21 protein-coding genes are annotated in these 21,390 nt (G+C 38.8%); 11 read left to right on the top strand and 10 right to left on the bottom strand.

The window, feature by feature from the left end; translation table 11 throughout:
- Position 1: 1 nt before the first annotated feature.
- The 4 genes from C1642_RS02410 to C1642_RS02395 form a co-directional block, all read right to left on the bottom strand.
- Positions 2-1,207: an RtcB family protein gene (locus tag C1642_RS02410; RefSeq protein ID WP_103235861.1), complete on the bottom strand. Its 1,206-nt coding sequence runs from the start codon at positions 1,205-1,207 to the stop codon at positions 2-4.
- A gap of 276 nt (positions 1,208-1,483) precedes the next feature.
- Positions 1,484-2,944: an amino acid permease gene (locus tag C1642_RS02405; protein WP_000004971.1), complete on the bottom strand. Its 1,461-nt coding sequence runs from the start codon at positions 2,942-2,944 to the stop codon at positions 1,484-1,486.
- A 21-nt stretch (positions 2,945-2,965) separates the two neighbouring features.
- Positions 2,966-3,979, bottom strand: coding sequence for a methyltransferase (locus C1642_RS02400; RefSeq protein WP_103235860.1), 1,014 nt, complete (start codon positions 3,977-3,979; stop codon positions 2,966-2,968).
- A 62-nt stretch (positions 3,980-4,041) separates the two neighbouring features.
- Positions 4,042-5,400, bottom strand: a complete 1,359-nt coding sequence (locus C1642_RS02395; protein ID WP_000070856.1) for a uracil-xanthine permease family protein — start codon at positions 5,398-5,400, stop codon at positions 4,042-4,044.
- A gap of 178 nt (positions 5,401-5,578) precedes the next feature.
- Between C1642_RS02395 and typA the strand changes: the two genes are divergently transcribed.
- The 3 genes from typA to C1642_RS02380 all read left to right on the top strand — a co-directional run bounded on the left by typA (position 5,579) and on the right by C1642_RS02380 (position 8,597).
- A complete protein-coding gene (gene typA / locus C1642_RS02390; RefSeq protein ID WP_001280092.1) occupies positions 5,579-7,414 on the top strand; it encodes a translational GTPase TypA in 1,836 nt (611 codons plus the stop codon).
- Positions 7,415-7,669: 255 nt separating this feature from the next.
- On the top strand, positions 7,670-8,101 hold the full coding sequence (gene mscL / locus C1642_RS02385; protein WP_000022555.1) for a large conductance mechanosensitive channel protein MscL: 432 nt from the start codon (positions 7,670-7,672) through the stop codon (positions 8,099-8,101).
- A gap of 142 nt (positions 8,102-8,243) precedes the next feature.
- Positions 8,244-8,597, top strand: coding sequence for a gamma-glutamylcyclotransferase family protein (locus C1642_RS02380; protein WP_001072494.1), 354 nt, complete (start codon positions 8,244-8,246; stop codon positions 8,595-8,597).
- 10 nt (positions 8,598-8,607) lie between these two features.
- On the opposite strand, the gene C1642_RS02375 is transcribed toward C1642_RS02380, so the two are convergent.
- Entirely contained in the window at positions 8,608-8,898 is a 291-nt protein-coding gene (locus tag C1642_RS02375; RefSeq protein ID WP_001192454.1) for a peptidylprolyl isomerase, read from the bottom strand.
- Between the two features lie 19 nt (positions 8,899-8,917).
- Positions 8,918-9,742, bottom strand: coding sequence for a bifunctional DNA-formamidopyrimidine glycosylase/DNA-(apurinic or apyrimidinic site) lyase (gene mutM / locus C1642_RS02370; RefSeq protein WP_001114564.1), 825 nt, complete (start codon positions 9,740-9,742; stop codon positions 8,918-8,920).
- A gap of 75 nt (positions 9,743-9,817) precedes the next feature.
- Here mutM and C1642_RS02365 point away from each other — a divergent pair, with 75 nt between their 5' ends.
- From C1642_RS02365 to C1642_RS02350, 4 genes are all read left to right on the top strand, one after another.
- Entirely contained in the window at positions 9,818-10,384 is a 567-nt protein-coding gene (locus tag C1642_RS02365; RefSeq protein ID WP_001280163.1) for a DNA-3-methyladenine glycosylase, read from the top strand.
- Between the two features lie 132 nt (positions 10,385-10,516).
- Entirely contained in the window at positions 10,517-12,709 is a 2,193-nt protein-coding gene (locus C1642_RS02360; RefSeq protein WP_103235859.1) for a TonB-dependent receptor family protein, read from the top strand.
- A 9-nt stretch (positions 12,710-12,718) separates the two neighbouring features.
- Positions 12,719-13,828: an NADH:flavin oxidoreductase/NADH oxidase gene (locus C1642_RS02355; RefSeq protein ID WP_039207790.1), complete on the top strand. Its 1,110-nt coding sequence runs from the start codon at positions 12,719-12,721 to the stop codon at positions 13,826-13,828.
- Positions 13,829-13,893: 65 nt separating this feature from the next.
- Positions 13,894-14,817 (top strand): AEC family transporter, encoded by a 924-nt coding sequence (locus C1642_RS02350; protein WP_000231860.1) that lies wholly within the window; start codon positions 13,894-13,896, stop codon positions 14,815-14,817.
- Between the two features lie 34 nt (positions 14,818-14,851).
- Here the strand turns inward: C1642_RS02350 and C1642_RS02345 are convergent, their stop codons facing one another.
- The 3 genes from C1642_RS02345 to C1642_RS02335 all read right to left on the bottom strand — a co-directional run bounded on the left by C1642_RS02345 (position 14,852) and on the right by C1642_RS02335 (position 17,437).
- Positions 14,852-15,676, bottom strand: a complete 825-nt coding sequence (locus C1642_RS02345) for a tetratricopeptide repeat protein (protein ID WP_000734697.1) — start codon at positions 15,674-15,676, stop codon at positions 14,852-14,854.
- Between the two features lie 182 nt (positions 15,677-15,858).
- Positions 15,859-16,569, bottom strand: coding sequence for a DsbC family protein (locus C1642_RS02340; RefSeq protein WP_000850476.1), 711 nt, complete (start codon positions 16,567-16,569; stop codon positions 15,859-15,861).
- Between the two features lie 145 nt (positions 16,570-16,714).
- The gene (locus C1642_RS02335; RefSeq protein WP_103235858.1) at positions 16,715-17,437 is read right to left on the bottom strand and encodes a YgfZ/GcvT domain-containing protein; all 723 of its coding nucleotides are present in this window, start codon (positions 17,435-17,437) and stop codon (positions 16,715-16,717) included.
- 216 nt (positions 17,438-17,653) lie between these two features.
- Here C1642_RS02335 and C1642_RS02330 point away from each other — a divergent pair, with 216 nt between their 5' ends.
- The 4 genes from C1642_RS02330 to C1642_RS02315 all read left to right on the top strand — a co-directional run bounded on the left by C1642_RS02330 (position 17,654) and on the right by C1642_RS02315 (position 19,591).
- Positions 17,654-18,103, top strand: a complete 450-nt coding sequence (locus C1642_RS02330; RefSeq protein ID WP_000190594.1) for an SRPBCC family protein — start codon at positions 17,654-17,656, stop codon at positions 18,101-18,103.
- Positions 18,104-18,246: 143 nt separating this feature from the next.
- On the top strand, positions 18,247-18,603 hold the full coding sequence (locus tag C1642_RS02325; protein ID WP_000354389.1) for a DUF488 domain-containing protein: 357 nt from the start codon (positions 18,247-18,249) through the stop codon (positions 18,601-18,603).
- Between the two features lie 90 nt (positions 18,604-18,693).
- A complete protein-coding gene (locus C1642_RS02320; RefSeq protein ID WP_103235857.1) occupies positions 18,694-19,038 on the top strand; it encodes a zinc ribbon domain-containing protein YjdM in 345 nt (114 codons plus the stop codon).
- A gap of 211 nt (positions 19,039-19,249) precedes the next feature.
- Positions 19,250-19,591, top strand: coding sequence for a YegP family protein (locus C1642_RS02315; protein WP_000929502.1), 342 nt, complete (start codon positions 19,250-19,252; stop codon positions 19,589-19,591).
- A 53-nt stretch (positions 19,592-19,644) separates the two neighbouring features.
- On the opposite strand, the gene C1642_RS02310 is transcribed toward C1642_RS02315, so the two are convergent.
- Complete coding sequence (locus tag C1642_RS02310; protein ID WP_001202763.1) at positions 19,645-21,360, bottom strand: proline--tRNA ligase; 1,716 nt, start codon at positions 21,358-21,360, stop codon at positions 19,645-19,647.
- Positions 21,361-21,390 lie beyond the last annotated feature (30 nt).

Raw genomic sequence — 21,390 nt, 5'->3', positions numbered from 1 at the left:
CTTAACCTTTAATACATAAAACTTGTTTAAGAGTATGAACGACTTCAATGAGATCTGCCTGATTGGCTATAACCTCATCAATATCTTTATAGGCACTTGGAATTTCATCGACTACACCACTGTCTTTACGGCATTCAATCCCTTGTGTTTGTTCAATCAAGTCCTGCTGATTAAAAAGAACTTTTGCTTTGCTTCGGCTCATTTTGCGGCCAGCTCCATGAGAACAAGAACAAAAAGATTCAGGGTTTGCTTTACCTTTAACAATATACGAGCGTGCTCCCATAGAGCCTGGAATAATTCCTAACTCATCTAAACCTGCTCTAATTGCCCCTTTTCTTGTAACAAAAAGGTTCTCACCAAAGTGTGTTTCTTGACTCACATAGTTATGGTGACAATTGATTGCTTCTTTCGTCATTTGAAAAGAAGGTAGAAGAGGGCGAATTGCTTTTAATATTAATCGCATCATTTCTTTACGATTTTCAAAAGCATATTCTTGAGCCCACTCTACTGCTTCTACATAATCATTAAAGCTTTGCGAGCCTTCAGCAAAATAACTTAAATCTTTATCAGGCACGTGCCCAAAGCGATGTTGTGCCTCTTTCTTGGCTAACTCAATAAAATAAGTACCTATGACGTTACCAAGACCTCGGCTGCCCGAATGGAGCATCACCCATACATCTTGATTTTCATCAATACATAACTCTATAAAGTGATTACCGCCGCCTAAAGTGCCCAACTGTTTTTGCCATGTTGCCTCAAACTGACGAAGCATTCGGACAAGACCCGGATGCTTTTTAATAATAGGTTCTAAGCGTTTTTCAAGTGGAATAATGCTAGAAGCTTTCGCTTTGACTTGTTTATGCAAAGCAAATCCAACCGGCACTTTCCGTTCAATGGCGTCCCGCAAGCGACTTAAGTTATCTGGAAGTTGTGAAGCTTTCAGGCTCAAACGAATAGCATTCATTCCGCAGCCAATATCTACACCCACTGCAGCAGGAATAATGGCATGTTTAGTAGGAATGACGCTGCCTACAGTTGCACCTTTTCCAACATGCACATCAGGCATAACAGCAATATGAGAATATATAAATTGCAGTTGTGCCATCTTCTTGAGTTGTTCAATACTTTCACTATCTATGTCTTGAGTGAAAATTTTAACGGGGACACCATACTGTGCCTCTTCGTTTAATATCTTTTGTATGCCCATAATTATTCTCTTATTTATTGTCCGAATAGGCATAAAAAAACCTAGCGAATGCTAGGTCTTAAATTCAAGCATTCGGACAAGTGAATTAAATTTGTACACTTGTCCGTGAGCTGACATCGTGCCAAATCGTTACTGTGTTTTACCTTGTAGTGTTGGCATGATGTCCTCCTTTTTTAAAAAGTGCCGTTGAAAATCTGAACGGCATTTTACCTGTTTTTAACTAAAGATCAAGTTTTTGACCTTTGATAAGCGCTGATTAATTACTTGAACTCAGTATTAATCTTGCTCTGGTTTTACATCCATTTGATCGTAAGGAATTAATTTAGTTTTATTTTTCCATTTATATCCAAGCCAGATTACTAAGAATAAAGGCAAGCTGATATAAGTAGAAAGTAAGCCAATCCAGTCAATTTTACCGCCTAAAACCGCTTGGTAGTTTTGTCCTAAAATAATGACAGAACAGAGGATAAAGGCAAACCAAGGTGCGAATGGGAAAAACTTAGCGCGGTATGCAAGATCTTCTAATTTATAACCTTGAGCAATATAACCTTTACGGAAACGATAATGCGAAATTGCAATACCTAACCAGACAATGAAACCACACATTCCTGACATATTGAGGAGCCAGTTAAAGACTTGCTTTTCTCCGATAAAAGTCGTTAAGAAGCAGAATGCAGCAATGAATGTAGTTGCATATAACGCATTCATTGGAACACCACGATTATCGAGTTTTGCAAACCATTTTGGTGCACGGCCTTGTTGCGCCATATCAAATAACATACGGGTAGAAGAGTACATGCCCGAGTTACCTGCCGACAAAATAGCAGTCAAAATAACTGCATTCATTAAGCTTGCAGCAAAAGCAAAACCTACTTTTTCATAAAGTAAGGTGAAAGGAGAAAGAGCAATATTTTCTGTTGCTGCTGCTTGTAATAAGTTTGGATCATCATAGGCAATTAGGGTGCCGATAATGAAAATACACAAGATATAGAATAATAAAATTCGCCAGAAAATCTGTTTAATTGCAAGCGGAATCGTCTTCTTCGGATCTTTTGATTCACCCGCTGCAACACCCACCATCTCGGTTCCCTGAAATGAGAACCCGGCAATCATGGCTACCCCAATCATGGCTTGTAAACCACCTACGAATGGTGCCTCTTTATAAGTCCAGTTGCCGAAAGTTGCTACTCCTGGTGTCAACATAATCTTAATAATCATGGCGATACCAATAATAATAAAGGCAACAATGGCAATTACTTTAACCATGGAGAACCAGAATTCACTTTCGCCAAATCCTTTTACGGTCATCGCATTAATCATAAAGATAATGACAAGAAAAAGGGCGCTCCAATAGAATCCGGGAACATCTGGGAACCAGAATTTCATAATAAACTGTACGGCAACGAGTTCAAACGCAACCGTAATTGCCCAGTTGTACCAGTAGTTCCAGCCTAGAGCGAAACCAAAACCCTCTTCGACATAGCGACTTCCATAGGTAAAGAAAGCACCTGATGTTGGTGTGTGTGTCGCAAGTTCACCTAAACTGGTCATTAAGAAGTAAATCATAATACCAATGAGGGAGTAGGCGAGTAACGCCCCACCTGGACCTGCATTTGCAATGGTTGACCCAGAAGCAAGGAAAAGACCTGTACCAATGGAACCACCAATGGCGATCATATTCAGATGACGAGCCCCAAGCTTACGCTGGAGTTTTTCAGGAGCATGTGTTTCGCTCATGGAGATTCCTTACATAGTTTGTTATGCACAGGCATATAACACCTTAAAGCCTTGAAGATCAGTTTTAATCTCACACTGACCAAAGTGCTTCTCAATTAAGATCGGATAGTTTAAAAAACGGTTCGCTACAATCCATAGCTCACCTGATGCCTTTAAATGTTTTTTAGCGTTCTGGCAGAGTCCTTCACTTGCATCATAGTTGGTATGAATACCCTGATGGAAGGGAGGATTACTGACAATGGCATCAAGTTCTGTTGGGGCGTCTGCAATTCCTGTAACAGGCTGCAATCTCAACTGGTCTGAACCTATTCCATTTCGACTAAAAGTCATTTCCGTTGACTGTAAAGCGAAGGCATCAATATCTAGGGCATGGATAATATTACTTGAATTTGCTTTTGCCAAATAGCAACTGATAATTCCAGCTCCACACCCGAAGTCGGCAATTCTACCTGATTTCACCTGATTTAGATAAGGGAGTAAAACAGCAGTTCCGACATCTAAATGAGTTTGGCTGAAAACGCCGGGTAGGGCACAAATGGTAAGTTCTTGCTCATTTACTTGAACAGTATAGGTTTTTAACCAGCTTTCAAGAGGTTTGATCTTTTCAGTTTTCTCAATTTTTAAATGCCATAACTGACAATGTCGGGCACTATCAAGTTTAAGTATTGTGCCAAAGTTTTGTAGTTGTTTGGCAGCTCTCTCAACACCACCTTTTTTTTCACCTACTAAAAAAACTGATTGGTCAGTTTTCAGATGGCTCATCACTACATGCAATATATAGTTTAAAAGCTCTTTTGATTTTGGAACAAAAATTATAGCCTGATCAAACTCTTGTGATGGAAACTCAACCGAGAAATGAGCTGGTGTGCCTGTATTCACAAAACCCTGATAGTCAGCATAATTCCATGTCCAGACTGATGCATCAATCTCAGTGGGTAATTGACTGACTAGGGCGTCATTCGGTGCATTAATTAACAAGACCCTACCTTTTAAATAGTCTTGTTGTCTTAATATCACTTCACTTTTAGGGTCCATGTACATCTCTCATGAAGAAGAATGCCCAGTGAAAACTGGGCAGTAATCAAAATTAAAATTGGTTATTTATGTGTTTCTGGGAGTACAACATTTAAAATTAATGCTGCAATACCGCCTGTTGCTACGCCGGAACTAAAAATATTTTTAAATAATTCTGGCAGATGCTCCAAAATTTGTGGCACCTGAGCAACACCCAAGCCTAATGCAAGTGAAATCGCAATAATTAAAAGAGCACGGCGGTCTAAATGAATTGATGAAAGAATATTAATACCTGAGGCAGCAACAGCACCGAACATTACCATGACTGCTCCACCTAATACGGCTTGTGGAACAGCTTGTATTACACCAGCTACAGCAGGGAATAGACCTAATAAAATGAGTAAAGCAGCAATCCAGATTCCTACATAACGACTTGCTACGCCAGTTAATTGGATAACACCATTATTTTGGGCAAACACGGAGCTTGGGAAGGTATTGAATAGGCCAGCAAGTAGTGAATTTGCACCATTTACTAACACACCACCCTTAATACGTTGCATCCACTGAGGACCATCTACAGGTTGGTTTGATAGTTTACTGGTTGCCGTTACGTCACCAATTGCTTCTAAAGACGTAACCAAATAAATAAATGCCATTGGAATAAATAAGCCCCATGAGAAGCTTAAGCCAAAATGCATCGGTGTCGGAATTTGAATCACGGGCGCATCTTTTAGACCAGAGAAGTCTAGATATCCCATAAAGCCGGCAAGAATGTAGCCAATCACTAAAGCAATTAAAATAGCTGAACTTTTAATCCAGACAATACGAATACGGTTTAGGACAATAATAATAGCAAGAACCGTACACGACATTATAAGGTTATCAGCACTGGCAAAAGTATGGTCCTGCATGGCTTGATAACCACCGCCCATACTAATCAAACCTTCTTTAATGAGCGTTAGACCAATCAGGAGTACCACAATACCTGTCACAAGGGGAGTAATTAGCTTTTTTACCCATGGGAGAATTTGTGATACGCCCATTTCAATAAATGAACCTGCAATCACAACACCAAAAATAGCAGCCATAACTTGATTGACTGGTGTACCTGCAGCAACCATTGCACTGCCAATACCGATAATCGGGCCAATAAAGTTAAAACTTGTACCTTGAACAATAAGTAAGCCTGCACCAAACGGACCAACTTTTTTACATTGTAAGAAAGTCGCGATTCCTGAAATGACCAAAGACATTGATAAAATCATATTGGTTTCATTTCGTGGAACGCCTAGTGCTAAGCAAATTAGAAGCCCGGGAGTAACAATCGGGACAATAATTGCAAGCAAATGTTGAAAGGCTGCCAAAAAAGCCACGAACGGTTTTGGTCGGTCATCTAGCCCATAAACGAGGTCAAGACGGTCTTGTGATGGTTGATTGGACATGGGAGTAAATACGCCGCAATTTCGCAAATTGGCGCTATTCTAATCGAGATACCTATCTTTACAAAACGAAATACAGACTATTGGAAAATTTTTTTGTCAATGTCAATAAACTGTCACTACTCAAGAGTAGTGTTTTTCTGTATAATTTGCCCTCAAATTTTAGGCGTTTCGAATTTTCATGTCAGATATCAAAAATCTCCGTAATATCGCAATTATTGCGCACGTCGACCACGGGAAAACCACACTTGTCGATAAACTACTTCAGCAATCAGGTGCTCTCGGTGACCGAGCAGGCGAGATTGAGCGTGTCATGGACTCGAATGCGCTTGAAAGTGAACGTGGTATTACCATCTTAGCGAAAAACACCGCTATTACTTGGTTAGACAAACGTACAGATACAACTTATCGTATCAACATCGTGGATACCCCGGGACACGCCGACTTCGGTGGTGAAGTAGAACGTGTAATGTCGATGGTTGACTGCGTACTACTTCTTGTTGACTCACAAGAAGGTCCAATGCCACAAACTCGCTTTGTGACTCAAAAAGCCTTTGCCCGTGGTTTAAAACCAATCGTGATTATCAACAAAGTTGACAAGCCAAGTGCGCGTCCAGACTGGGTAATCGATCAAGTATTTGATTTGTTTGATAACCTTGGCGCAACTGATGAGCAACTTGATTTCCCAATCGTTTATGCATCAGGTTTACGTGGTGTAGCGGGTCCTGCTCCTGAAGAGCTTGCAGAAGACATGACTCCGTTGTTCGAAACGATTGTAGACATCGTTGAGCCACCAGCTGTTGATGTTGATGGTCCATTCCAAATGCAGATTTCATCACTTGACTATAACAGCTTCGTAGGTGTTATCGGTGTTGGTCGTATTCAACGTGGTTCTGTAAAACTAAATACTCCTGTTACTGTAATTGACAAAGAAGGCAATACACGTAATGGTCGTATCTTAAAAATCATGGGTTACCATGGTTTAGAGCGTATTGATGTTGATTCTGCATCTGCGGGCGATATCGTATGTATTACTGGTATTGATGCACTTAACATTTCTGACACGATTTGTGATCCGAAAAACGTTGAAGCATTACCACCTTTATCTGTAGATGAACCTACAGTGTCTATGACTTTCCAAGTAAACAACTCTCCGTTTGCTGGTAAAGAAGGTAAATTCGTAACTTCACGTAATATTCGTGAGCGTCTTGACCGCGAATTAATTCACAACGTAGCTTTACGTGTTGAAGATACTGACAGTCCAGACCGTTTCAAAGTATCTGGCCGTGGTGAACTTCACCTTTCAGTTTTAATTGAAAACATGCGTCGTGAAGGCTTCGAATTAGGTGTATCACGTCCGCAAGTAATCATTAAAGAAATTGATGGTGAAAAACAAGAACCTTACGAAAACGTAACGTTTGACGTTGAAGAGCAGCACCAAGGCGCTGTAATGGAACAAATGGGTCACCGTAAAGGCGAAATGACCAATATGGAAGTTGACGGTAAAGGCCGTATCCGTATTGAAGCAACTGTTCCTTCACGTGGTTTAATTGGTTTCCGTTCTGAATTCTTAACCATGACCTCTGGTACTGGTATTATGACTTCAAGCTTCTCTCACTATGGTCCTCTTAAACAAGGTACTGTTGCGAAGCGTCAAAACGGTGTGTTGATTTCTATGGTTCAAGGTACATGCTTGGGCTATGCATTATTCAGCTTACAAGACCGCGGTCGTTTATTCGCTAAGCCACAGTTAGAAGTTTACGAAGGTATGATCGTAGGTATTAACTCTCGTTCAGACGATATGGTTGTAAACCCAACTAAAGCGAAACAGTTAACTAACGTTCGTGCGTCTGGTACTGATGATGCCTTAACTTTAACACCTGCAATTGAATTCACGCTTGAACAAGCTCTTGAATTTATTGAAGATGACGAGTTAGTAGAAGTTACTCCAAAATCAATTCGTATCCGTAAGCGTTACTTGACTGAAAACGAACGTAAACGTAACCGTGATAAATAATTTTTCTTAAATGAAAAAGAAAAACCGCTAAATTCGTTTAGCGGTTTTTTATTGCTTACTGGTAAAGCTGAAAGTAAACTTAAAGTCATATTTTTCTTGTAAGCAAATATGTTGTTAAAGTGTGAAATAGCTTTCTTTTTTTGAAAAAAATATTAAATTATCAATATCATGGCGAGTACTATCTAGACGGATAAGAGGCCAGTGAAAAAAGAAAAATATGATGTGTTCCTCCCCCCTACATCTGGAGATGTTTAGATGAGTATTATTCAAGAATTTAAAGAATTTGCCATTAAAGGCAATATGATGGATTTAGCCATTGGTGTAATTATTGGTGGTGCTTTTGGCAAAATCGTAGACTCGTTAGTAAAAGATATCATCATGCCGCTTATCACTGTAATTACTGGTGGTGGTGTTGATTTCTCTCAGAAATTTATCGTGTTAGGTGCAAACCCTAATAACTTACAATCTCTAGATGCCTTACAAAAAGCAGGGATCAATGTATTAACTTATGGTAACTTCCTGACCATTTTAATTAACTTCCTGATTTTGGCTTGGGTTGTGTTCTTAATGGTGAAATTATTAAACAAACTTCGCCGTGATAAGAATGAGCCAGAAGCTCCAGCTGCAACTCCAGAAGATATCCAATTATTACGTGAAATTCGTGATGAGTTGAAAAAACAAGCTTAATAAAAAGAATTTGAGTATAAAAAACGGTACCTAGAGTACCGTTTTTTATTACATAGCATTTTATACTGGACTAGAGATATTGATAAACTTGCTAAATCACAGTTAAGTTTAGCTAAGCAGATAGAACAAGGAACATAAATTAATGAATCAGCTTTTTGTATATGGAACTTTATGCCCTAATAAAGCAAATGCTCATATTTTAGAGCAGATTGGTGGTAACTGGACAAAAGCGAGTGTACGAGGAGTGATTCATATTTTAGATTGGGGACCAGACAAAGGTTTAAAAGCTTTAGAGTTAGATCCCGAAGCAGATTGGGTAGAAGGCTATTTGTTTAGCACAGAAAAGTTAGCAGAAAACTGGCAAATGTTAGATGATTTTGAAGGCTTTCAATACCAACGCGTGACAGCAGATATAAAATTAGAATCGGGTGAGTATGTTAAAGCCTGGACATATCAAATCAATATGCAGGCTAAAGCTTCTCACAATTACAAGTAAAATGCTGAAATCAACGTAAGCCAGTCATTCTGAATTTAACTTCTAAGAGATGATAGCCAAACTGGCTTTTGATTGGACCTTGTAATACACGTTCAGCAGCCGTAAAAACTACTTTGTCAATGACAGGCACCAATTGTCCTTTTTTGACTTCACCAAGTTCACCACCACGTTTTGCCGAATTACAGGTAGAGTATTGTTTGGCAAGTTTGGCAAAGTCAGCACCACTTTGTAGCTTCTTTTTCAGCTGTTCGGCTAAGTCTTTATCTTTGACTAAAATATGTCGGACAATTGCTGTTTGCATGTTGTCTTCCTCCAAAAAATTAAGGCTTTCTCAGCTTTTTAAGCGGTTGGCACTGTGGGCAAAATACGCTGGCACGCTGTCCAAGTTTTAAGTTTTCTAATGTGGTTTCACAGTTAACACACATTTCTCCGGCACGACCATAAGCGAGTAAAGTCTGTTGAAAATAACCATTTTCACCCATGGCATTGCTGTAGTCTCGTAAAGTCGAGCCGCCTAAATCAATTGCTGACTTTAAAATTCGCTTAATCTCAACAACCAGTTTCTCAATCTGTTGCATGGTTAAATCACCAGCGGGCTGTGCTGGATGAATGCCAACATTAAACAAACTTTCAGTTGCATAGATATTGCCAACACCAACCACTACATGATTATCCATGAGTGCAATTTTTATGCCGACAGCTTTATTTTTAAGTTTAGAAGCTAAATATTCTGCATGAAAGTCAGTACTTAAAGGCTCTGGCCCTAAAGTATCGATGAGTTTGCCTTGAGTTTCAGGGTTAAGCCAAAGAATACAGCCAAAACGACGTGGGTCATGGTAACGTAACTGCTGATCTTCAAATTGAATAATGAGATGATCGTGTTTTCTCAGTTCATCATTTGGTTGACACAGGCGAAAACTACCTGACATTCCTAAATGCCAGAGCATTTGATCTTGTTCAAACTCTGCCAAAATATATTTTGAACGTCGATTTAACCCAATGAGACGTTGCCCAACAAGTTTCTGAACATTATCTGGTATAGGCCAGCGTAAGCTAGGATTGCGTACTTCAACACTTAGAACTTTTTGATTCAATAAGGGAAATAAACTGGTTTTGGTGGTTTCGACTTCGGGTAACTCAGGCATGCCAACTCGCAGAATTAACAGATATACTGGATTAATCAAGTATAACGTGTGGTATGTAATATTTCAGAGAATACTATGTCAGATATTTTACCATTAAGCTGGTTTCAACGAGAAACTTCGGAAGTAGCATATGATTTAATCGGCTGCGTATTATGTAAGCGACAGCCTGATGGACAAGTTATCCGCTGTACAATTAGTGAAACAGAAGCTTATTTGGGCGTTCGCGATAAAGCCTGCCATAGCTACAATGATAAACGTACCGCACGAACAGAGGTGATGTATCGCCATGGTGGTACCATTTATGTCTATTTAATTTATGGCATGTATGAAATGCTCAACATTATTACTCAAACAGAAGGTGTACCTGAAGGAGTGATGATTCGATCAGCATTTTTAAATAGTGCTTCAACTAAAAAAGAATATAAGCTTTTGGCTGGACCCGGCAAACTGACGCGTTATTTAGGCATTGATCGGACCTTAAAGGGCCAGACTTTAGGTGAAGAATCTGGACTATGGATTGAAGCAGCCACTACACAGCCAGAAGTGGTTTTAACGCCACGTATTGGAATTGATTATGCCGAGGAAGCAAAAGACTGGCCTGAACGGTATTGCTGGAAAGATCATCCATCATTAAGTCGATAATTCTCATCTGGCAAACAAATTTATATGGCAAAAAGAGCGTTCCAGATTTACAACAATGTAGACCGAATTCTATATCCAGACAAGACACTGCTTTTTGTTATCATAACTACAATATAAATAAAGGAAATAAGCATGTCCTTATTACGCTTAAACCGACTTCATTACTGTATTTTGATGAGTATGGGCTGTATTTCTAGCCCACTTGTTTGGGCAGAAGACTTAAATTCAGACGTTGCCAAATTGCCAACTTTACATGTGGAAGCGACACGTACTGACACCGGTTATTTACAAACACCAGCTTCGGTTTTCCGAATCGAGGCACCTCAAGTGGATAGTTCTTCACAAGTAAATTTAACTGAAGTTGTGAAGGGCATACCGAGTTTACAGATTCGTAACCGTGAAAATTATGCGCAAGATCTACAGCTATCTATGCGTGGTTTTGGTGCACGTTCTACGTTTGGTGTCCGTGGTATTCGTCTTTATGTGGATGGTATCCCTGCAACAATGCCAGATGGGCAGGGCCAAACATCTAATATCGACTTAAGCAGTCTGGATCATGTTGAAGTTCTAACAGGACCTTTTTCTTCACTTTATGGAAATTCATCAGGCGGGACTATTTTAACTTCTACTAAAGAAGGGCAAGGGAAGGACTCAATTGAGCTGAGCTATTCGGGGGGTAGCCATGATAAAAGCCGAGCAGGACTTGTGCTGCAAGGTGGGGCGAAAGGGGCGAATGAACCAAGTTATATTATTAGCTCATCATACTTTGATACCGACGGTTACCGCGAACATAGCGGTGCAGAAAAAGTACTAAATAATGCAAAGCTCAGCTGGAATCTTGATGATGGTAGTAAAATCAACTGGGTAACCAACTATGTCAAAATCCATGCAGATGATCCACAAGGTTTAACTAGAGATTTGTGGCAGCAAAATCCAAAACAAATTGATCCAGATATTCGTGATAAAAACTTCAATGTGCGTAAAGATATTGAACAAACCCAAACGGGCGTGACTTGGTCTAAGCCGATTAATGACAAAAATGAACTCTATGCCATGGCATATTTAGGCAATCGTCAAGTCATTCAATATCAATCTATTCCTAGATGCGCATTTAAGAAAGATACACAAATATGTATCCCTAAAAGTGCACAGTTAAATCCTAATCATGCTGGTGGCGTGATTGATTTTGAACGTAATTATTATGGTGCTGATTTCCGTTGGACAGGTAAAGAGTTGCTTCCAAATACCACACTAAGTGTCGGTGTTGCACTTGATGCAATGGATGAAGATCGTAAAGGTTTTGAAAACTTTAATTTAGTAAATGGTCAACCTTCTTATGGTGTCAAAGGTAATTTACGCCGTGATGAAGACAATACTTTATGGAATATCGATCCATATTTACAAGCTTCATGGCAATTCTTACCTACGTGGCGTTTAGACACGGGTGTTCGCTATAGCAATGTCCACTACAAATCTAAAGATAACTATTTAAGTAATGGTGATGATAGTGGTAAGACGGATTACGATAAAGTTTTACCTTCTGCTGCTTTAAGTTGGCAAATTTTACCAGAACTTATGGCCTATGTAAGTTATGCCAAAGGTTTTGAAACACCAACTTTTACTGAAATGGCTTATCAGACTGATATTTCAAAGTCAGGTTTTAACTTTGGTTTAAAACCATCTACAAGCGATACCTATGAAACAGGCTTAAAGTCACAAAACCTACTAGGTGATTTTACTTTGGCAGTTTTCCAAACAAAGACTAAGAATGATATTGTTTCAGCGGGAAACTTAGGGGGGCGTTCAACCTTTCGTAATGCAGATAAAACCTTACGTGAAGGTGTAGAGTTTGCATGGAATAAAAAGTTGTGGCGAGATTTAACTGCGACTGCAAGTTATACATATTTAGATGCGACTTTTGATGCGAACGTTCCTGAAAAACTTGATCAAGACGACAAAGTTCTCGCTTCAGCAATTCCAACAGGAAATGCCATACCGGGTATTGCCAAAAACCAAGCTTATGCCTCTTTGGCATGGCAGCCATCGCACGGTCTATATGGTGGTGTAGATGTACAGTATATGGACAAAGTATACGTGAATGATACCAACAGTGACGCAGCACCGAGCTACAGTGTAACCTCAGCAAATGTTGGTTATGCATGGGTAATGGGCGATTGGAAAGTCAATAGCTTTGCTCGTGTAGATAACCTCTTTGATAAAAAATATGCAGGTTCAGTGATTGTAAATGACGGTAATAGCCGCTATTTCGAACCTGCTGATGGACGTAACTGGAGTGCAGGTTTACGTGTAATTAAACAATTCTAGGAATTAAAAATGGCAAAATTATTTGAAACGGTTAATTTCGATTCACTACAACTGGTCAATAGAATTGTAATTGCCCCAATGTGCCAATATTCGGCAACAGATGATGGTGAAATAACCTATTGGCATGAACAGCAATGGGCAAATTACGCGTTGTCTGGAGCTGGGCTATGTATTGTGGAAGCTACAGCTGTACAGGCGGAAGGTCGAATTAGTTATGCAGATCTTGGCCTTTGGAACGATCAGCAACGTGACCAGATCAAAACTTTATTGGGAAAAGTTAAAACACTTTCTCCTATGCCATTTGGAATTCAGTTAGCTCATGCTGGACGTAAGGCATCTACTGAAAAGCCTTGGTTGGGTAAAGGCCAAATTGCAAAAGATCAGCCACATGGTTGGCAAACAGTTGCTCCAAGTACAAGTACTTTTTCGGTTCACGATGCAGCGCCACATGCTTTAACCATTGCCGAGATTAAACAAATTCAACAAGACTTTGCAGCTGCGGCCAAACGTGCAGTTGAAGCGGGCTTTGAGTTAATTGAGGTACATGCTGCTCATGGTTACTTGCTACACCAATTCTTATCGCCAATTGCCAATCAACGTACTGATGAATATGGCGGCTCTTTAGAAAACCGTATGCGTATGACGTTAGAGGTACTTCAGGCGATTAAACTTGCTGTTCCCGAAGGTTATCCGGTAGGGGTACGTTTATCTGCAACTGACTGGATGGATGGCAATGAGCAGTGGGATATTGAGTCTACGGTTGGTTTATCAAAAGCCTTAGAACAGTTAGGTGCGGCCTATATTCATGTCTCTAGTGGTGGTTTACATGAGCATCAAAATATTACTATTGGAGCAGGTTACCAAGTTCCTTTCGCGGAACAGGTTAAAAAACATGTATCTATTCCTGTGATTGCGGTAGGGCTTATTACTGACCCACAGCATGCTGAACAAATTTTAGAAAACCAGCAAGCTGATGCCATTGGTCTTGCGCGTGCAATGTTATATGACCCACGTTGGCCATGGCATGCTGCTGCTACATTGGGTGCAAAAGTCAAAATTGCTCCTCAATATTTGCGTTGCCAACCACATGGCTTAAAACAGCTTTTTGATTCTTTTTAGTTTTTAATATTCGGGCAAATTAAGATTTGCCCGTTTTTCTTTTGAAATGAGTGAGGAAGTAGTCTGTGGTTTTTCAGGTAATTTTACCAATTTTGATTTTATTATTGATGGGGTACTGTAGTGTCCTCATTAAACTGGTAACACCTGAACAAATTAAGGCTCTGAGTGCATTTGTTATTAAAATTTCTTTACCTGCTTTTTTAATCCAATCTTTAGCCAATAAAAACTTACAAGATATTTGGCACCCAGCTTATTTTATTGCTTATGGTGGCGGCTCTTTAATCTTGTTTTTTTTGGCTTTTATCCTTTACCGCAAGTATTTTAAAAATAGCCTAACACATAGTGCAGTCATATCGATGGGCGCTTCTATGTCAAATACAGGTTTTATGGGTACAGCGATTCTAACCATGCTAATGGGGAGTCATGCTGCAATCTATATATCTTTAACCTTAATTATCGAAAATTTATTAATAGTTGCTTTAATGCTTATTTTGGCAGAAGCGGGTTTGCATCAACAGCAACGGCTTTTGCCTTTACTGAAAAAAACATTCATTAATTTACTTAAAAACCCTGTAATTATTGCAATTTTAGTTGGGATGAGCTGCATTTTGCTAGATATTCATCTGCCTTCAAAACTTGGACAAGCCTTAGAACTTTTAGGAAGAACAGCTTCGCCTCTAGCATTATTTGCTATTGGTGGCAGCTTGGTTGGTATTGGTATTACCGCCGTGAATTTCCAAAGTATATTGTTGGCTGGATTTAATGTCATCCTTATGCCTGTTGTGATTTTTGGGCTGTTCCTTTTACTGCCAAACGTGAGCCAAGAGATGTTATATGCTGGCACTTTACTTGCTGCGCTGCCAATGCCGATCGCTTTTGGTATTTTTGGGCAAGCCTACGGTTTAAATGAAAGAGCATTAACCCCCTTAATGATTAGTACCATTATTGGCTTTATGGGGGTGAGTGGGCTTATTGCTTTGTGGTGGTAAAAGAAAAGCCCCATGCGGGGCTATTGTCTCTTTACTATTTTTTAGGAGCTGGCTGCGTAGGAGCGGCGGCAGCTTGTTTATTCTTCTCAGCAATAATTTTTTCGACCGAAGCTAAAGATTCTCTAGCATTAGGAACATTTTGCTTAGCAAGCTCAGTAAAGATCTGTTTTGCTTGAGGCAGGTTTTGAGGAATGATATTGCCATTCGCCATCATGGTTGCTAAAGCCATAGATGCAGGCGCATACCCCTTTTGGGCAATTGTTTGTAAAGCTTCAATGCCTTGGCGTTTCATTAAAGGATTTTTATTTTCAACCCCTTGGCTAATATCATAAAGCGCTTTGACCTGAATAGCAGGGTAGTTTCCTTTTCTAATCAAAGGCGCTAGCTTTTGTAAAGCAATTTGGTGAGATTGAGGTTTTTTCTGTGCAAATAAAATGGTTGCTATTTTGACAGTTGCATCATCAGAACCTTGAGCTGCTGCTTTTTGAATATATTGACTGAATTTGTTGCTATCTTTGGCAACACCTAATTCACCAGTCTCATAAATTTGTGCAAGCGTGTAACTTGCTTGAGCATAACCTTTATTTGAGGCATCTTCATAATATTTCAGAGCTTTGGCATTATCTTTGGCAGTACCTTGGCCCATTTGTGTCATATAGCCTAAGTTATAGATGGCTTGAGCATTTCCTGTTTGTGCAAGACGTTGGACTTCTTGAAAGGCAGCAGGATAATTTTTTGCTGCGTATAGCTGCTCAGCCTGTTTAAATACATCGTTTTTAGCTGCAGATGTCGTAGTGTCTGCTGCAAATATTGATGAACTTGAAATGGCAATTAGACTGGCGATAAGTAATTTCTTCATTTCTTTTTAACCTTTTACTTTGTAGCTACATCATTCCATCGATGTATTAGCTCAATTCAATTTCTCATCATAAATATTGATGGCCGAAAGTAAACAGCCGATTTGTATATAAAACGATGTCTATAAAGCAAACTGTGGAGAAAAATAATACGCCACTCTACTTAAGAGAATGGCGTATTGGATTATTTTACTGACTGTAATAATGCTTCAATCTGTTTTGCATCACTTGGTACGCCAGAGATTCTTTGACCATCTTGTAAGAACAGAGTTGGTGTACCATCTATATTTAATTTCTGGCCTAAAGCAATATTTTTCTGAATTGGACTTGTACAGCTTTTGCCAGCCGCTGGCAATTTACGGTTAAGCATATAATTTGTCCAAGCTTCTGAAGGGTTTTTAGAGCACCAGATTTGATTAGAAACCTTTTCAGCATTTGGATGTAAGCTGGTCAGTGGATATAAGAATACATATACCGTTACGTTATCCACTCCAACCATATTTTGTTCTAGACGCTGACAGTAAGGGCAATCAGGGTCACTGAAAATATAAAGAGTACGCTCTCCTTTACCTTTGACGTATTTAATTGCCTGATTTAATGGGAGACTTTTAACATCAATTTTACCCAATTCGGCAATTCGCTCTTCTGTCATATTTTTTTGTTGTTTGATATCAACTAAATTGCCTACAAAAAAGTATTTTGCATCTTGATTGGTATAAACAATACGGCCACTTGTATAGACTTCATAAATTCCAGCGACAGGTGACTGATAGACACCTTTTACAGGGAGGTCTGGATAATTTGTCTTCAGATTTTGTTCAAGTGTTTTAACATCAGCATGAGCAGAACCGAAAAAAGCCAAACTCAACATGAGTGTAGCAAGTTTAGTTTTCATATTTTTTCTCTTAGATTACAACATGGATTATGATGGCATAGAAAACTTAAAAAATTGATGCCCTAATTTAATGAATTCATTAGAATTTTGTATCTATAGAAAAGCCCGTAGATTTATCCACGGGCTTTTAATTTATTAAATATAATTATTGTGGTCTAGCAACATCACCACTTAAAGCTTCTGGTAAATCTAAAACTTGAAGCCCTAACTCTTCAAGGGCGGCAGGTTTCGCGACAACTAAGGCAATATAACCGTCAGTAGTTTGGGTACTATTAACCACTTCTACATCATTGTGCAGTTGAGTTGCTGGAGCAGGTGCATCACCCGTACCTTGAACTAAATGTAACCAGTGTTTTGGTTTTGCTTTAAACCAAAGGCGCGCCACAATTTCTTGACCTAAGTAACAGCCTTTATCGTAATTGACGCCTTCGCGTTGATGTAAACGTAATTCTTGTGGCTGAAACTCATGTTCAGTCGCTTGAGCAATCCATGCTTGACCTGTCATGATGGCTTGTTTTTGCCATTCGGAAATATCAGTTTCTGTAGAGCTGAACTCAGTATGGCCATTCACAACTTTTGGGAACACAGTACCTTGTTCACTTAAGGTCATTTTTGAAAAAGCACCATATTTTTTAATGTGCTTCGCGAATTCTTCTGCTTGATCTTGAGTGACAATAATTTCGAAACTTTCTGCATTATTCTTTTTTAGCCACAAGCCAAAATGGATGCGGCCTTTAAGATCACAAATGGCTGTATAGCGTGTTTCATTTTCAGCTAAACGTTCAGTATCTACAGTCACTTGGCCTTGTAAAAACTTTTGTGCATCTACACCGTTTAATGCATATGAGGAGAAAGCGAGCAGACTCATGATTAATCTCAAATTCAATATGTTTCTTTATGATTGCTGACTATTTTGCTCCATTTTTACTAAAAAATCAGCCATAGTTTTCGTAATTTAATTTTGTATAAAACAATTGGTTTAGGTCAAAAAAACACCAAAAATATACGTTAAAAGAAATTCTACGGTTTAAGCTATTCAACATAATTTTTATAACTTAAATGGACTTAAAATAAGGAGAAGACAATGGCAACAGGTACAGTAAAATTACATCGAGTGTTTAAGGCACCAGCTGAACGAGTTTATCGTGCTTTTCTTGACCCAGATGCTTTAGTTAAATGGATGGCACCTCACGGTTTTACCGCGAAGGTTCATAGTTTTGATGCAAAAGTAGGGGGCTCATACAAAATGAGCTTTACCAATTTCTCAACCGGGTCAACGCATTCATTTGGGGGAACTTATGTTGAACTGGTTCCCAATGAATTAATTCGTTATAACGACCAATTTGACGACGCAAATTTACCAGGCACGATGCAGGTCACCATTACATTAAAAACAGTATTGGTCGGCACAGAAATACACATTACCCAAGAAGGAATACCTGAAGTTATTCCTGTGGAAGCATGCTATTTAGGCTGGCAAGAGTCTTTATCTTTATTGAAGTTGTTAGTAGAAGCCGACATTCCAGATCAATAATTGTCTTTTTTTAATTGAGATTTAAATAAAAAGTGAGTAGAAAAACTACTCATTTTTTATTTTTTAAACACTATCAAAAATGAACAAAATATTGAATGATCATATGAAGCTCAATCAGTTAAGCCTTCTTGTGAGATAAAGATATGGATATACAAATTAAAAGAATTTATGACGATGTAAGCGGTGGTGATGGTAAGCGAATTTTAGTTGATCGACTATGGAGTCGAGGGATTAGCAAAGAAAATGCTCATTTAGATTTATGGTTAAAAGAAATAGCTCCTTCAACTGAACTTCGTAAGTGGTTTCATGCAGAGTCCGCAGAACATTGGAATGAGTTCAAACAACGTTATTTAAAAGAACTAGAAACCAACCCCGCAGTAAAAGAGTTATTAGAAATCGTTTCACATCATAAAGTCACACTTTTATATTCGGCTAAAGATGTGGAACATAACCATGCGATTATTTTAAAAGAATATTTATTAGAAAAGAGCAAAAGTTAAATATATAAATTTTTTTTTGGTAAAAGTCTTTTATTTAAAACTTTAAAAAATGAGTCATATCTCGCATAATATACTTTTTGAGATTTTTTTATGTCTTTGCCAAACTGTCCAAAATGCCAATCAGAATATACATATCAAGACGGCGATTTATTAATTTGTCCAGAATGCTCACACGAGTGGAAAGAAGGGGAAGCTTTAGTAACTGAAGAGCAAGAAGTTATTAAAGACGCTAATGGAAACGTTTTGGCGGATGGCGATAGCGTTACTGTAATTAAAGATTTAAAAATTAAAGGTTCTTCTTCAGTTGTTAAAGTCGGAACAAAAGTAAAAACTATTCGTTTAGTTCCAGACGCAAGTGATGGTCACAATATTGACTGTAAAATTGATGGTATTGGTCAGATGAAGTTAAAATCTGAATTTGTAAAAAAAGCTTAATTTGTTAATTTTAATTACATTTTGGTAGAGATTGCAGGCGTGATCTCTACCTTTTTACATTTCAACATCCTTATAATTTTATTACGATAATGTATAAAAAGTAGACTATCTAAAGCTTAATAGCTCATTTATATTGTCATTAAGAAGAATTAACTTTCGTCCAGAATAATAACGAAAGTCATACCCACACCAACAAAAAAACGAGGTTCATATGGCAGGATGGTACGAAATTACACAAGCGAATGATGGACAATATCGCTTTGTACTTAAGGCTGGTAATGGCGAAATTATTTTAAATAGTGAGCTATATAAAGCAAAAGCATCAGCAGTCAATGGTATTGAGTCAGTTCAAAAAAATAGTAGTGACGATGCGCGATATGATCGTTTAACTGCAAAAAATGGGAAACCTTACTTCAATTTAAAAGCTGCAAATCATCAAATTATTGGTTCGAGCCAGTTTTATGCCAGTGAAGCTTCACGAGATAAAGGCATTGAATCGGTTAAAAACAATGGATCTTCCACAACCATTAAAGACTTAACAGTTCAGGCATAAAATTAAATTAAAAAAAGCAGCTTCTAAAAGCTGCTTTTTTATTTATGTATTTATTAACGCGCTAATTTAGCTAAGAGTTCTTCTTTAGTTAAATTGCTCGCTTCAGCATCACGGCGACCTTTATATTCAAAAGTGCCTGCATCAAGACCTTTTTCACCAATCACAATACGGTGTGGAATACCCATTAGTTCAAGGTCAGAGAATTTAACACCCGGACGTTCGTTACGGTCATCAAGTAATACGTCAAAGCCTTGGGCTTGAAGTTCTGCATAAAGCGCTTCTGCTGCTTCAAGAGTACGTGGTGATTTGTGTGCATTCATTGGAACAATTGCGATTTCAAAAGGAGCAATCGCTTGTGGCCAAATAATCCCTTTGTCATCGTAATTTTGTTCAATTGCAGCTGCAACTACGCGTGTCACACCAATACCATAACAGCCCATTGTTACTGTAAATGGTTTGCCATCTTCACCGAGAACTTTACATCCTAAAGCTTCAGAGTATTTAGTACCAAGTTGGAAAATATGGCCTACTTCAATACCGCGTTTAATTTGTAGTGTACCTTTACCATCTGGAGATGGGTCACCTTCAACCACATTACGTAAATCGAAAACTTCAGTAATCTGTGCATCACGTTCCCAGTTTACGCCTACAGCATGTTTGTCTGCCTCATTTGCACCAGCAACGAAGTCAGAAAGAACAGATGCAGCACGGTCAACAATTACAGTGATGCCTTTTTCAACTAAACCTTGTGGACCAGTGAAGCCTGCAGTTAAGCCAAATGCTTGAAGTTGTTCTTCTGTGGCAAACGCAAGAGGAGCGGCCACTAGAGGATGTTTCTCGGCTTTAATTTCATTCAGTTCGTGGTCACCACGTAAGAATAGAGCAACGACAGGTACATTGCCTTTCTCATCAGCAACGCCTTGAACCAATAATGCTTTTACAGATTGTTTAGGATCAGCATTTAAGAACTGGCAAACATCAGCAATTGTTTTTTGATTTGGTGTTTCAACCAATTTAAATTCTTGTGTAGGCGCTGCACGCTCACCCACTAAAACAGCTTCAGCCATTTCAACGTTTGCTGCATAATCAGACTCAGTTGAAAATGCAATGTCATCTTCACCGCTTGCAGCTAATACGTGGAATTCATGTGAAGCTGAACCACCAATTGAACCTGTATCTGCTTGTACTGGGCGGAAATCTAAACCTAAACGAGTGAAAATACGGCTATAGGTGTCATACATCACATCATAAGTTTCTTGTAATGATTCTTGAGTTGCATGGAAAGAATAAGCATCTTTCATGATGAACTCGCGTGAACGCATTACACCAAAACGAGGGCGGATCTCATCACGGAATTTGGTTTGAATTTGATAGAAATTTACAGGAAGCTGTTTATAACTTTTTAGCTCGTTACGTGCTAAATCGGTAATCACTTCTTCATGTGTAGGACCAAGCACAAACGGATTGTCGTGACGATCTTTGAAACGTAATAATTCAGGACCATATTGTTCATAACGACCCGATTCTTCCCACAAGCTTGCGGGTTGAGTTACGGGCATGAACACTTCCATAGCACCTGAACGGTTCATTTCTTCACGAACAATGGCATCAACTTTTTTAAGCACACGTGTTCCCATCGGCAGCCATGTATATAAACCAGATGCCAATTTACGAATCATCCCCGCACGTAACATGAGCTGATGTGAAATCACTTCAGCATCGTTTGGGGTTTCTCTCAACGTTGCAAATAAAAAGCGGCTTGCGCGCATGGAAAAAGTCCTAAAAGTTAAGCGTTATAA

The sequence above is a fragment of the Acinetobacter sp. AKBS16 genome, from assembly GCF_002899995.1.
GTDB classification, from domain to species: Bacteria; Pseudomonadota; Gammaproteobacteria; order Pseudomonadales; family Moraxellaceae; genus Acinetobacter; species Acinetobacter baumannii.
Note: the sequence above shows the minus strand (reverse complement) of the source record. Positions and strands in the feature narration are given on the sequence as shown.